14 protein-coding genes are annotated in these 13,293 nt (G+C 63.4%); 6 read left to right on the forward strand and 8 right to left on the reverse strand.

From position 1 onward, the window contains the following. Positions 1-6 precede the first annotated feature (6 nt). Positions 7-900 carry a LysR family transcriptional regulator gene (locus tag GEV38_RS20050; protein ID WP_015271294.1) on the reverse strand — a complete coding sequence of 298 codons (894 nt, stop codon included), beginning with the start codon at positions 898-900 and terminating at the stop codon, positions 7-9. Positions 901-1,006: 106 nt separating this feature from the next. Between GEV38_RS20050 and GEV38_RS20055 the strand changes: the two genes are divergently transcribed. After that, on the forward strand, positions 1,007-2,179 hold the full coding sequence (locus GEV38_RS20055) for an MFS transporter (protein ID WP_054573794.1): 1,173 nt from the start codon (positions 1,007-1,009) through the stop codon (positions 2,177-2,179). Between the two features lie 127 nt (positions 2,180-2,306). Here GEV38_RS20055 and GEV38_RS20060 read toward each other — a convergent pair whose 3' ends face one another. Together GEV38_RS20060 and GEV38_RS20065 are read right to left on the reverse strand one after the other, a co-directional pair. Further along, positions 2,307-3,233, reverse strand: a complete 927-nt coding sequence (locus tag GEV38_RS20060; protein WP_015271296.1) for a DMT family transporter — start codon at positions 3,231-3,233, stop codon at positions 2,307-2,309. 107 nt (positions 3,234-3,340) lie between these two features. Beyond that, positions 3,341-3,736 (reverse strand): hypothetical protein, encoded by a 396-nt coding sequence (locus GEV38_RS20065; protein WP_013973698.1) that lies wholly within the window; start codon positions 3,734-3,736, stop codon positions 3,341-3,343. A 249-nt stretch (positions 3,737-3,985) separates the two neighbouring features. On the opposite strand from GEV38_RS20065, the gene GEV38_RS20070 reads away from it, so the two are divergent. Next, positions 3,986-4,258 carry a hypothetical protein gene (locus GEV38_RS20070; RefSeq protein ID WP_013973700.1) on the forward strand — a complete coding sequence of 91 codons (273 nt, stop codon included), beginning with the start codon at positions 3,986-3,988 and terminating at the stop codon, positions 4,256-4,258. 125 nt (positions 4,259-4,383) lie between these two features. On the opposite strand, the gene GEV38_RS20075 is transcribed toward GEV38_RS20070, so the two are convergent. Further along, complete coding sequence (locus GEV38_RS20075; protein WP_039612590.1) at positions 4,384-5,745, reverse strand: DEAD/DEAH box helicase; 1,362 nt, start codon at positions 5,743-5,745, stop codon at positions 4,384-4,386. A gap of 104 nt (positions 5,746-5,849) precedes the next feature. Here GEV38_RS20075 and GEV38_RS20080 point away from each other — a divergent pair, with 104 nt between their 5' ends. Next, positions 5,850-7,151 (forward strand): mechanosensitive ion channel family protein, encoded by a 1,302-nt coding sequence (locus GEV38_RS20080; RefSeq protein ID WP_015271298.1) that lies wholly within the window; start codon positions 5,850-5,852, stop codon positions 7,149-7,151. A 144-nt stretch (positions 7,152-7,295) separates the two neighbouring features. Here GEV38_RS20080 and GEV38_RS20085 read toward each other — a convergent pair whose 3' ends face one another. The 4 genes from GEV38_RS20085 to GEV38_RS20100 form a co-directional block, all read right to left on the reverse strand. Next, complete coding sequence (locus GEV38_RS20085; RefSeq protein WP_043935828.1) at positions 7,296-8,672, reverse strand: cytosine permease; 1,377 nt, start codon at positions 8,670-8,672, stop codon at positions 7,296-7,298. Between the two features lie 72 nt (positions 8,673-8,744). Beyond that, positions 8,745-9,626 (reverse strand): carboxylate/amino acid/amine transporter, encoded by an 882-nt coding sequence (locus GEV38_RS20090; RefSeq protein ID WP_015271300.1) that lies wholly within the window; start codon positions 9,624-9,626, stop codon positions 8,745-8,747. A gap of 285 nt (positions 9,627-9,911) precedes the next feature. After that, positions 9,912-10,511, reverse strand: a complete 600-nt coding sequence (locus tag GEV38_RS20095) for an FMN-dependent NADH-azoreductase (RefSeq protein ID WP_013973705.1) — start codon at positions 10,509-10,511, stop codon at positions 9,912-9,914. A gap of 110 nt (positions 10,512-10,621) precedes the next feature. Next, positions 10,622-10,936: a hypothetical protein gene (locus GEV38_RS20100; RefSeq protein WP_012051530.1), complete on the reverse strand. Its 315-nt coding sequence runs from the start codon at positions 10,934-10,936 to the stop codon at positions 10,622-10,624. Between the two features lie 48 nt (positions 10,937-10,984). Between GEV38_RS20100 and GEV38_RS20105 the strand changes: the two genes are divergently transcribed. Genes GEV38_RS20105 through GEV38_RS20115 form a run of 3 tightly spaced genes read left to right on the forward strand, consistent with a single transcriptional unit; the run spans position 10,985 to position 13,285 of the window. After that, positions 10,985-11,908, forward strand: coding sequence for a LysR family transcriptional regulator (locus GEV38_RS20105; protein ID WP_012273620.1), 924 nt, complete (start codon positions 10,985-10,987; stop codon positions 11,906-11,908). A gap of 13 nt (positions 11,909-11,921) precedes the next feature. Continuing rightward, positions 11,922-12,734, forward strand: coding sequence for an alpha/beta fold hydrolase (locus GEV38_RS20110; protein ID WP_013973707.1), 813 nt, complete (start codon positions 11,922-11,924; stop codon positions 12,732-12,734). Beyond that, positions 12,728-13,285, forward strand: coding sequence for a peptidylprolyl isomerase A (locus GEV38_RS20115; protein ID WP_015271301.1), 558 nt, complete (start codon positions 12,728-12,730; stop codon positions 13,283-13,285). Before GEV38_RS20110 ends, GEV38_RS20115 begins: the two co-directional genes overlap by 7 nt. Positions 13,286-13,293 lie beyond the last annotated feature (8 nt).

A 13,293-nucleotide genomic window follows, 5' to 3' on the forward strand; every position in this document is an offset into this window, starting at 1 on the left:
TACGGATCAAGCCGTAACGGCGCATTCCGACGACTGGTTAATCGTTTCGCTTTGTTGCAGGTCGATCCAGGCCTGCAAATTTGCCCCGCGCATGCCCTGGCGCCACATCAACCAAGTGACCGCCTGATCGAACGGTGCCTGCAGCTGGTGCACCCGCACCCGGTCGCGCCCGGGCAGGCTGTCGAGCATCGACCTGGCCATCATCGCCACACCCGCGCCAGCGATCACGCAGGCCAGCATACTCTGGTACGACTCGATCTCCATCACCCTGCCCATGGGCGTATGGGCATGGGCATACCAGGCCTCCAGGCGCATACGGTACGAGCAGCCCTGGCGGAAGGTGAACACCGCCTTGCCGGCCACATCCTTGGCAGTGTGTACCGCAGGGTGCTCGGGGCTGGTGATCAGCACCAACTGCTCATCGCAAAGCGGCACGCCATCCAGCCCGGCCAGGCTCGGTGGCCCGTCCACCAGGGCCGCGTCCAAGGTGTGGTTGAGCAGGCCTTCCAGCAACTCGCCACTGGGCGCCGCACGCACCTGCAAGTTAACCGCCGGGTAGGCCTGGTGATAACGCGCCAGCAACCCCGGCAAATGGGTCGCCGCCGTGCTGTACATGGTCCCCAGCACGAAGTCCCCGGCCGGTTGGCCGCCCCGCACGGCGGCCAGCGCCTCGTCGCGCAAGGCTGACATGCGGTTGGCGTAATCCAGCAGCACCTTGCCCGCGGGCGACAGCTGCAGGCGCTGGCGCTCGCGCAGGAACAGCTCGACACCCAGTTGCTCTTCAAGCTGGCGCAAGCGCGTCGACAGGTTCGACGGCACCCGATGCAGGCGCTCTGCGGCGCGGGTGACCGAACCTTCCTCGGCCACGGCCTGGAAGATACGCAGTTGGCTGAATTCCACGGTATTCTCCAAAACAGAACAACTTGATCATCATTATTCAATTTTATTGAAAAAGAAACCGCCCTAACCTGCCAGCCATCGCTTACATCCGTGCAGGAGACTTGTCATGTCGCCACTCATTCAACTGCTGGCCAGCGCCGTGGCGCTGATGATGGCCATGGGCATCGGCCGTTTCGCCCTGACCCCGCAGCTGCCGCAACTGATCGCCGAAGGCCAGTTCGACCTGACGGTCGCCGGGCTGGTGGCCGCAGCCAACTACCTGGGTTACTTCATCGGCGCGGTAGATGCCATGTTCGCCCGCTCGCCGGGCCAGGTGCGCCTGCGCCTGCACGGCGGGCTGTGGCTTTGCGTACTGCTGACTCTGGCCTCATGGGCCGCAGACGGGTTCTGGAGCCACCTGCTGCTGCGCTTCGGCACCGGCGTGGCCAGCGCCTGGGGGCTGGTGATGATCACCAGCCTGAGCCAACAGGTGGCCAATGCCGACAACCGCCAGCGCCTGGGTGCCCTGGTGTTCGCGGGGCCCGGCCTGGGCATTGCGCTGACTGGTTTGCTGGCGCTGGTGGCGCATTTGTGGGGGCTCGGCTCGGCAGCACTGTGGCTGATCTATGCCGTGGCCGCGCTGGTGATGCTGCTGGCGGTGCGGCCTTGGCTGCCCAGGGCGCTGCAAGCCGCGCCGGTATCGCCCGCTGCACACCTAGGCCCGACCCGAAGTGTCGGCATCGGTCGCCTGGGGCTGGTATATGCGCTGTATGGCGTAGGTTACATCCTGCCGGCCACCTTCCTGTCGCAGATGGCCAACCAGCAGTTCCACGGGCAGTGGCTCGCAGACCTGTTCTGGCCGGCATTCGGCCTGGCGGCGGCGCTGGGGGTTCTGCTCGTGAGCCTGCGGCGTGGCGGCCGAACCGCGACCTGGCTCACCGCCACCCTGTGGCTGCAGGGGCTGGGTGTGCTGGCCTGCCTGATGGGCGGAGGTGTCGGGCTGGCGTTGGGCGTGGTGCTGTGTGGCGGGCCGTTCCTGGCCTGCATGCAACTGGTGATGCAACGTTCGCGGGAGCTGGCGCCGCATGCCACGCAGCGCAATGCCGGGCTGCTGACAGCCTGTTTTGCCCTGGGGCAGTTGAGTGGGCCGCTGCTGGCTGCGGTCAGCAGCCATTACAGCGGCGGGTTGCAGCCTGCGCTGATGGTGGCTGCGGGTGGGTTGGTGGTGGCTGGGGGGCTGGTGCTGTTTGGCAGCTCTGCACAGCAGGGCAACGCCTGTCAGGCCAAGGCTGCATCCTGAATCGTGACTGTCTGTGCCGGCCTCTTCGCGGGCTCGCCCGCTCCCACAGGGGCCGCAAAATCTTCAAGACCTGTGCAGTACCTGTGGGAGCGGGCAAGCCCGCGAAGAGGCCGGTACAGGTTATCGATCATCCCACAATCCGCCGCAATTGCTGCTTGACCCAAGGCTCGGCACTCACCAGCACCACCCCCAGCAGCACCATCAACGCACCAACCACAAAGTTCAGGCTAAGCGGCTCATCCAGCAACAAAACGCCAAAGGTCACCCCGAACAGCGGGGTGATGAACGAGAACACTGCCAGGTTCGACGCCAGGTATTTGCGCAGCAACCAGAACCAGGTCAGGTAGCTGATGAACGACACCACAATCCCCTGGAACAGCACGCTGCCCATCGCCAGCGGCGTCAGCGTCACCGCGCCGATCTGGCCGCTGAGCAAGGCAATCAGCAGCAACCCGGCAAAGCCCACCGCCAGCTGATAGAACAGGGTCAGGGTCGCTGGTGCTTCCGACAGCCGCGAGCAGCGCACCACCACCGTGGTCGCCCCCCAGGCCAGCCCGGCGATCACGCCAAAGGCATCCCCCAGCAGGGTGCGGCCATCCATGTGCTCGAACGACATGCCGCCGGCAAACGCCATGGCAATACCGCCGAAGGCCAACAGGATCCCAAGCCATTGCAGCAGCCGCAGGCGTTCGCTGGGCAGCCTGAAATGCAGGCCCAACGCGGTGAACACCGGCGCGGTATAGAGGAACACCGACATGTGCGCCGCCGAGGTCAGCTTCAGCCCCTCGGCAATGAACAGGAACTCCAGGCCGAACAACCCGCCCGCCACCACCCCGGCACGCCAGGTGCTGCCGACCTGCTCCCAGCCCCCGCGCCAGCACAGCATCAGGCCCACCAGGACGGCGGCGATGCCGTTGCGCAGGGCCGCCTGCATCACCGGCGCGATATCGATGGCAGCAGTCTTGATCAGGACCTGCTGGCAGCCCCAGATCAGGCACAGCCCCAGCATCACCTGAAAGGCAAAGGCATCAGGGTTCTTGCGGGCCGCGCTCATGAGCGGGCCTCTGCGGTGGTCATTGGCATGGGCGAGGGCTCGGCAGTTATTCAGGAACTACCGATTATCGGGTTTCCATGGCCGCCCTTGCCAGCCTCAAAACGACCTCAGGCGATCTGTGCCTTCGCCGACACCTGCTCGAAGGTGGTTTCATCCAGCGCATCCTCTTGCTCGTCCAGCACCTGGCGCGGGTGCTCGAAGCCGGGGATGCTGCTGTCGATCAGGCTCATCAACCGCGAGCCACGTTCGGTCAGCACGAAATTCTCGCCATTACCGCCATCTTCTTCGGGTCGGGTTTCGATGAAGCCACGCTCGAACAACAGCCTCTCGTACTCGCAGGCACGGGTTTTCAGGTGGTCCAGGTCGCCCACCGGCTCCCCCTTGGCAGCCAGTGCCGCAGCGTGTTGCTCGGCATAGGGGCGTGGCGTGAAGCTGTGACCGGCGCCGTTCTGCACCTCGTGCAGCAAACGCTCGATCAGGTCCCAGTCGTAGGCGATGCTCATGGCTACGGGCTCCTGCTGTGGACGGAAGGTGTACACAGGTTGGGACCTGCCGAGGTTGCCCGGCGTTCCGAAATATCTCAGCGCTGGCGTTGATGTGCTTGCATGTACTGGCGCAGCAACTGGCTCACAAGGCCAGGTCAGTTGCCCAACTGGGGACAGGCTGACCATGAAGTGCCACCGGTCGAAGGCGCTGAACTAACGGCCAGGCACATGCCTCCACCGGGCATCACCACCGCCGGAGGTAGAAGGATGAAACTGCTGCTGCCCATTGCCTGTGCCACTGCCCTGTCCTGCGCCCTGCCCGCCTGGGCCTGCACACCGGAAGAAGCAACGCAGAAACGCGAAGAGCTGGCCGGGTTGGTCACCCAGTTGACCGAGCAGAACCCGCAGAAGGCCAAGGAGATCAATGACGAGCTTCAAGGGATGGAGCTGGGCACGGCTAGCAAGGATTTGCCCGACAAGTGTCAGCTGATCGACAAGCGGATCAAGGAGTTGAAAGAGGCGGAGAAAAAGGCTGAATAGAGGTCGCCTGTGCTGGCCCCTTCGCGGGCACGCCCGCTCCCACAGGGATAACACAGCCTTCGATATCTGTGATTATCCTGTGGGAGCAGGCGTGCCCGCGAAGAAACCAACAGCGCTACTGAAGGTTACTCAGCCGCAGGCTTGCGCTTTTTCAGCGGCGCCAGGCCGTCGGCGCTGGCCAGCGGTGCATTGGCCTTCGGCTTTGCGGTTGGCTTGCGCTTGGCGGCCGCCTTCTTGTCACCGGTCTTCTTCTCGACCTTTTTCTTCTTGCTGCCAGCCGCCTTGCCCGAGGCCTTGACCTTCTTAGGCCCGTTGTAGGTGCCCTTCACTTCCTTGATCACCCGGCGCTCGAACTGCTGCTTGAGGTAGCGCTCGATGCTCGACATCAGGTTCCAGTCGTTGTGGGTGATCAGCGAGATCGCCAGGCCTTCGCCACCGGCACGGCCGGTACGGCCCACGCGGTGCACGTACTCGTCACCGCTGCGCGGCATGTCGAAGTTGATCACCAGGTCCAGGCCGTCGATGTCCAGGCCACGGGCCGCAACGTCGGTAGCCACCAGCACCTTGGAGCTGCCCTGCTTGAAGCGGTCCAGGGCCAGCTTGCGGTCCTTCTGGTCCTTCTCGCCGTGCAGCACGAAGGCCTTCACGTCCTTGGCCACCAGGTGGCCGTAGATGCGGTCGGCCAAGGCGCGGGTGTTGGTGAAGATGATCGCCTTGTCGAAGGTTTCGTTGGCCAGCAGCCACTGCACGATCTGCTCTTTGTGCTGGTCGTGGTCGGCGGTGATGATCTGCTGGCGGGTGCCTTCGGCCAGCTGCGAGACGCTGTTGAGCATCAGGTGCTCTGGGTCTTTCAGCACCTTGCCGATGATGTCGCGCAGGGCCGCACCACCGGTGGTGGCGGAGAACAGCAGGGTCTGCTGGCGGTTCTCGCACTCCTTGCACAGGCGCTCCATGTCCTCGGCGAAGCCCATGTCGAGCATGCGGTCGGCTTCGTCGAGGATCAGCACCTGTACGTGGGACAGGTCGAGGTTGCCGGCATTGAGCTGCTCGAGCAGGCGGCCCGGGGTGCCGATCAGCACGTCCGGCACCTTGCGCAGCATGGCGGCCTGTTCCTTGAAGTCTTCACCGCCGGTAACCAGGCCCGACTTGATGTAGGTGAACTGCGAGAACAGCTGTACCTGCTTGAGGGTCTGCTGGGCCAGCTCACGGGTCGGCAGCAGGATCAGCGCGCGGATCTCGACGCGGCGTTCGCGCAGGTCGACCAGGCGGTTGAGCAACGGCAGCACGAAGGCCGCGGTCTTGCCGCTGCCGGTCTGCGCGGTCACGCGCAGGTCACGCCCTTGCAGGGCCAGGGGGATGGCCGCGGCCTGCACCGGGGTTGGCTCGACAAAGTTAAGCTCGGCCACGGCTTTAAGCAGGCGTTCGTGCAGGGCGAATTGGGAGAACACGGAGGTAACCTCAGGCAAGTGCGGAAAATTCAGTTGCATAGGGTAACGTTTTCTGCCGCCTTAGCCGAATTTCTTTTGGCAACTTTGTCGCCATCCGCGCTCTAATGGCGCTTCGTTTGGCAACAAAGACTGTACGCAAGCCCATGGATATCCAACGAATCTGGCGCGACTCCCTCGACCTGTGGGGCACCCTTGACCAACATCCGATGCTGCACGCGGCCATCGGCCTGGCGGTGCTGCTGCTCATTTCCCTGGTCATCGGCCGCCTGGCACGCTTCCTGGTGTTGCACGGCGCCCGCCTGCTGGCCCGCCAGCCAGCGCTGAAGTGGCTGGACGACCTGCGCAACAACAAGGTTTTCCACCGCCTGGCACAGACCACGCCGTCACTGGTGCTGCAGTTCGGCCTGAAACTGGTGCCCGAGCTGTCCGACACTGCCCAGCACTTCCTCGGCAATGTCGCCCTGGCCTTTACCCTGCTGTTCATGACCATGGCGCTGTCGTGCCTGCTGGATGCCCTGCTCGACATCTACGCCCGCACCGAACACGCCCGCACCCGCTCGATCAAGGGTTACGTGCAACTGGCCAAGATGATGCTGTGGATCTTCGCCTCCATCGTCATCGTCGCCACCCTGATCGACCGCTCGCCGCTGTTGCTGCTGTCGGGCCTGGGCGCCATGTCGGCGGTGCTGCTGTTGGTGTACAAGGACACCCTGCTGTCGTTCGTCGCCAGTGTGCAGCTGACCAGCAACGACATGCTGCACGTGGGCGACTGGATCGAAATGCCCCAGGTGGGTGCCGATGGCGATGTGGTGGACATCACCCTGCACACGGTGAAGGTGCAGAACTTCGACAAGACCATTGTCTCCATCCCCACCTGGCGCCTGATGAGCGAGTCGTTCCGCAACTACCGCGGCATGCAGCAGTCCGGTGGCCGACGCATCAAGCGCAGCCTGTTCATCGACGCGGCTGGCGTGCGGTTCCTGACTCGCGAGGAAGAACAGCGCCTGAGCCAGGTCAGCCTTCTGCGCGACTATCTGGCGGGCAAGCGCCAGGAACTGCAAAGCTGGAACGAAGCCCTGGGGCCAGTGGCCGAGCTGTCGGCCAACCGCCGCAAGCTGACCAACATCGGCACCTTCCGGGCGTTCGCCCTGGCCTACCTGAAGAACCACCCCAACGTGCACCCGAACATGACCTGCATGGTGCGGCAGATGCAGACCACCGCCGAGGGCGTGCCGCTGGAGATCTACTGCTTTACCACCACCACCGTGTGGGCCGATTACGAGCGGATTCAGGGGGATATCTTCGATTATCTGCTGGCGGTGTTGCCGGAGTTTGGCTTGAGCCTGTATCAGCAGCCAAGTGGCAACGACATGCGGGTGGGGTTGAGCGGGCGTGTATCGCAAGAGCCTGTGCCGCGTCGGCTGGAAGACATGAGCGAGGCTTGAGATTGCCTGGGCTGCTTCGCAGCCCATCGCCGGCAAGCCAGCTCCCACAGGTACTGCACACGTCTCGAATTTTGCGCGGTGCCTGTGGGAGCTGGCTTGCCGGCGATGGGCCGCAAAGCGGCCCCTTTCCGTGTCAGGGCCGAGTCAGGGGTGCGCATTCATGGTTGTCGAAAGCCGGTTGCTCTCGCGCCCATGGACCATGCAGTACAGCGCACCGGCCAGGATCAACCCCATCGCCCAACTGATGTCCGCCCCCAGCCACTCGGCCACGAAGCCCGTGTAGAACGACAGCTTCATGAACGGGATGGTACCGATGATCGACACGGCGTACACCGCCAGGCTTCGACGATTGAAGCAGCCATAACGCCCCTTGGAGTCATACAGCGCCCCCACATCATAGTGGCCTCGGCATACCCAGTAGTAATCCACCAGGTTGATGGCGCTCCATGGGATCAACAGGTACAGCTGGCCGATCAGGATGTCGGCAAAGAACGTATCGAAATTGTATTGGGTGGCGATGGCGATCAGCGTTGCCGCTGCGGTCAGGCCAGCCATTACCAAGGCCTTGGCCGTCGCGGTCACGCGCCGGATGGTCTTGAAGGCACCAAAGATGGTGACCGACGACATGTAGGCGCTGTACAGACACAGCACGTTGTACTGGATCACCCCCAGCGCTATCACCGCCAGCGCCAACGGCGCCCACGGGCCGAACAACGCGGCAATGGCTGTGGCCGGGTCATGCCCCAGTGCCGACGGCAATGCCACTGCCACCAGCGCGCCCAGTGCCATCATGGCGAAGGAGCCCAGCGCACAACCGCAATAGGTGGCCCAGAACGTGGCGCGTGGGTTGACGTTGGCCGGCAGGTAGCGCGAGTAATCGGCTACATAGGGGCCATACCCCAGCGTCCAGGAGGCCGACTGGGCCACGATCAGGTTGAAGGCGGTGAACGAGAAGCCGGTACTCACTGCCGTCGTGGTTGCCATGTCGCCGGGGTGCAGCAGGATCAGCACCAGGGCGCCGGCAAAAACCAGTGTGGACAACAGGCTCATCCACGCGCCCAGGCGGTGGATCAGCTCGTAGCCGACAAAGCCGATGACAAAGGTCAGCAAGCCGACCACCACGATCGCCTGGTCATCGCTCATGGGCACCAGCGCCTGCAAGGCATTGCGCATCAGCACGCCGCTGGCGGCGAGGAACAGGACTGCGGCCATGACCATCACCAGCAGAGGGAGCGCGGCACCATGGACACCGAACTGGGCCCGGCTCTGGATCATCTGTGGCACGCCCAGGTGAGGCCCCTGGGCAGAGTGCGCGGCCATGAACACGGTACCGATGAGGTTGCCGACCAGCAGGCCCAACAAGGTCCAGCCAAGGCTTAGCCCCGATGCAATGCCCAGGGTGCCGACCATCAGCGCGGTTATCTGGAAGTTGGAGCTGAACCAGATAGTGAACAATCGTTTAGGCGTGCCATAACGCTCTGCGTGTGGGACAAATTCGATACTTCGCGTTTCTAGCTTCACGCCGGTCTCCCGATTTTGTTTCCCTGATTATCGGGTAGGGACCGGCGGAATTTGGGTTCAGTAACGAACGCGTCATAGCTGACTGCGCCATGGCTTGCTTGATAACGTCAGGGTACCCAGGCGGCTCATCCACACCGACGCCAGGATCACCGCCGCGCCGATGAACAGCCTGCCCAATGGCTCGTCCTGGTTCCAGATCAGCAGATTGAGCAGCAACCCTACCGGCACATGCAGGTTGTTCATCACCGCCAGCGTCCCGCCCGAAACCATGCATGCGCCCTTGTTCCACCAGTACAGCCCCAGCGCCGTCGGGCACAGGCCCAGGAACAGCAGCACCAGCCACTGCACATCGGTGGTCGGCAGGTGCTGGGCGTTGCCAAACAGCAGGAAGGCCGGCAATACCACGATCAACGCGCCCAGGTAGAAGTAGCCAAAGCGCTTGTAGTGCGGCAGGTCGCTGGGGTGGCGTGCGACCAGGTGGCGATAAAGCACCTGCCCGGCGGCATAGGTGAAGTTGGCCAGTTGCAGCAGCAGGAAGCCGATGAAGAACTCGCCGCTGATGGTATCGAAGCGGATCACTGCAGCACCGGCCACCGCCACTAGCGCTGCCACCAGGGCCCAGGGGTTGAAGCGCCGGTTCATGGCGTCTTCGATCAGCGTCACGTGCAACGGCGTGAGAATGGTGAACAGCAGCACCTCCGGCACGGTGAGCACGCGAAAGCTCAGGTACAGGCAGACGTAGGTGATGCCGTACTGCAGCGCGCCGATCAGCAGCATCGAGCGCATGAAGCGCGGCTCGACCTGGCGCCAGCGGGTCAGCGGCAGGAACACCAGGCCAGCCAGCACCACGCGCGCGAGCACGGCAAAGTAGCTGTCGACGTGCCCGGCCAGGTACTCGCCGATCAGGCTGAAGGAAAACGCCTGGATCAGCGCGACGATTATCAGGTAGCCCATGGTTGCCTCTCGTGGATCAAGGCCGCGACCTTAGCGGGTTGCGGCAAATGAGTTCAACCATGAGGAATGTAAGGGCTGTGCCGGCCTCTTCGCAGGCTTGCCCGCTCCCACAGGGATATCACAGTACCTGAGACCTGCGGTGTACATGTGGGAGCGGGCAAGCCCGCGAAGAGGCCGGCACAGGCACCTACAAAATTTCTGGCATAAAAAAGCCCGGCCATGCAGGCCGGGCAGGTACACCCAAAGGAGCAACAACAGGTGTCAGGGTTGGGAATTCGCTAAGCCTCAGGCCACCGCCGCCAGCTTGGCCTTGGCCTGGTTGACGCCCTTCTCGTGGAAGTCAGCGCTCATGTTCAGGCCTTCGGCATGGATGAAGTCGACATCGTGGATGCCGATGAAGGCCATTACCTGGCGCAGGTACGGTTCCTGGTGGTCGCTGGTGGCACCGGCGTGGATGCCGCCACGGGCAGTCAGGACGATGGCGCGCTTGCCGGTCAGCAAGCCCTGCGGGCCGGTGGGGGTGTACTTGAAGGTGATGCCGGCACGCAGCACATGGTCCAGCCAGGCCTTCAGGGTGCTGGGGATGGTGAAGTTGTACATCGGCGCGGCCATCACCAGCACGTCGGCGGCGAGCAGTTCATCGGTCAGTTCGTTGGAGCGGGCCAAGGCGTCCAGTTCCGCCGCACTGCGCTGTTCTTCGGGCTTCATCCAGCCACCCAGAAGGTTGGCGTCCAGGTGCGGCACCGGGTTCACGGCCAGGTCGCGCACACTGATCTGATCGGCCGGGTGGGCGGCCTGCCACTGCTGGATGAAATCACGGGTCAGCTGACGGGAAACGGAATCCTGCTGGCGGGCGCTGCTTTCGATGATCAGTACGCGGGACATTGGGGTGCCTCCATCGGCAAAAAGGGTTGCGATTCGATGGAGGTGAGATTACGGGTTGACCCATCGATAAAAAAGCGTAAAAAATGGGTTCAATCTATCGATTTATCAGTTTATTCTGCACTGCAGTTCAAGGCGATCCGAAGTTTGATGATCTGTCGGTTGAACTTGGCAGTGACATCGACGCTTTTACCGGCCGGTACGTTCACCCGGCGCACCCTTGGTGCCTCGGGGCCATTGCGGAAGGTCACCTTGCACGCGGCCGGTACCTGCCCATAGTTGTTGAGGGTGATGGCGCCAATGTCATAAGCCGTGTCATAGGCGGTGTAGTCGAGCTTTACCCCGGTCAGTTCCTTCTCAACGTCGATGGGATAAGCCATGGCCCCGAGGGGCAGGCACATCAGTATTGCCGCACAACATTTCTTCATGGGCCGCTCTCCTTGAAAGAGCGCAGCTTAGGACAACAGGAGCGAAAGATGAAAGCGCCGCGCGTAACCCTTGACCAGTGGCGAACCCTGCAGGCAGTGGTCGATCACGGCGGGTTTGCCCAGGCCGCCGAGGCACTGCACCGCTCGCAGTCATCGGTCAGTTACACCGTGGCCCGCATGCAGGAGCAACTGGGCGTGCCGCTGCTGCGTATCGACGGCCGCAAGGCGGTGCTCACCGAGGCCGGCAATGTGCTGCTGCGCCGTTCGCGCCACCTGGTCAAACAGGCCAGCCAGCTCGAAGACCTTGCCCACCACATGGAGCAGGGCTGGGAAGCCGAGGTACGCCTGGTGGTCGATGCCGCCTACCCCAGTGCCCGCCTGGTCCGCGCCCTGGCCGCGTTCATGCCGCAGAGCCGTGGCTGCCGGGTGCGCCTGCGTGAAGAAGTGCTGTCTGGCGTCGAGGAAGTGATGCACGAAGGCATCGCCGACCTGGCCATCAGCAGCTACAGCATCGGCGGCTACCTGGGCGCCGAACTGAGCGCGGTAGAGTTCGTCGCTGTCGCCCACCCCGAACACAGCCTGCACCGCCTGGGCCGCGAACTTACCTTCCAGGACCTGGAAAGCCAGTTGCAGGTGGTAATCCGCGACTCCGGCCGCGCCCAGCCGCGCGATGTCGGCTGGCTGGGTGCCGAGCAACGCTGGACCGTCGGTAGCCTGGGCACTGCTGCTACCTTCGTCAGCAGCGGCCTGGGCTTTGCCTGGCTGCCCCGCCACATGATCGAGCGTGAGCTACGCGAAGGCGTGCTCAAGCCGTTGCCGCTGGATCAGGGTGGCAGCCGCCACCCACTGTTCTACCTTTATTCGAGCAAAGAGAAGACCTTGGGCCCGGCTACGCAGATTCTCATCGACCTGCTGCGCAATTTCGACACCGCGCCACTGGACGTGCCCTTCGCTGCCCCCCCGCAAGCCTGAGAGGACCGCGCCCATGGCCTATTTCGAACACGAAGGATGCACACTGCATTACGAGGAATACGGCCAGGGCGAACCCCTGGTATTGCTCCATGGCCTGGGCTCCAGCTGCCAGGACTGGGAGCTGCAGGTGCCGGTGCTCAGCCGCCACTACCGGGTAATCCTCATGGACATCCGCGGCCACGGCCGCTCCGACAAGCCACGCGACGGCTACCAGATCGCCACCTTCAGTGCCGACCTGCTGGCCCTGCTCGAACACCTGCACACCGGCCCCGTGCACATCGTCGGCCTGTCCATGGGTGGCATGGTCGCCTTCCAGTTCGCTGTCGACCACCCGCAGTGGCTGCGCAGCCTTTGCATCGTCAACAGCGCCCCCGAGGTCAAGCGCCGCACTCGCAGTGACTGGGTATGGTGGCTCAAGCGCTGGGGCCTGGCGCGCCTGCTCAGTGTCGAAACGGTCGGCAAGGGCCTGGCCGAGCGGCTGTTTCCCAAACCGCAGCAGGCCGAACTGCGGCACAAGATGGCCCAGCGCTGGGCACGCAACGACAAGCGTGCGTACCTCAAGAGTTTCGACGCCATCGTCGACTGGGGCGTGCAGGAACGCATCGGCCAGGTTCACTGTCCTACCCTGGTGATCGCCGCCGACCAGGATTACACCCCGATACAACTGAAAGAACGCTACGTCGCCCTGATGCCTCACGCCAGGCTGGTGGTCATCGACGATTCCCGGCACGCTACACCCCTCGACCAACCCGAGGTCTTCAACCAGACCCTGCTGCAGTTCCTTGCAGCCGCTTCCACCTCTCAAGGATCTTTGAGCCCATGCTGAAAAAACTCCTGCTCACCGCCTGCTCGGTCGCCTTCGCCACCAGCGTCATGGCCTCCGACAAGACCCCGCACGTACTGCTGGACACCAGCTTCGGCCAGGTCGAAATCGAGCTGAATGCCGAGAAGGCACCGATCAGTACCAAGAACTTCCTCGAATACGTCGACAGCGGCTTCTACAACAACACCATCTTCCACCGTGTAATCCCGGGCTTCATGGTCCAGGGCGGCGGCTTCACCGACCAGATGGTGCAGAAGAACACCCGAGCCCCGATCACCAACGAAGCCGGCAACGGCCTGCAGAACACCCGTGGCACGCTGTCCATGGCCCGTACCCAGGACCCGGACTCGGCCACCAGCCAGTTCTTCATCAACGTGGCCGACAACGACTTCCTCAACCCTGGGCGTGACCGTGGCTATGCCGTATTCGGCAAGGTGACCAAGGGCATGGAAGTGGTCGACCAGATCGTCAATTCGCCGACCACCATCAAGAAAGGCATGCGCGATGTACCGGCCGATCCGGTCTACATCAAGTCGGCCAAACGCATCGACTGACCGCAGGC

Origin of the sequence: Pseudomonas sp. 13159349 (assembly GCF_013305685.1) — a bacterium.
Taxonomy (GTDB): Bacteria; Pseudomonadota; Gammaproteobacteria; order Pseudomonadales; family Pseudomonadaceae; genus Aquipseudomonas; species Aquipseudomonas asiatica.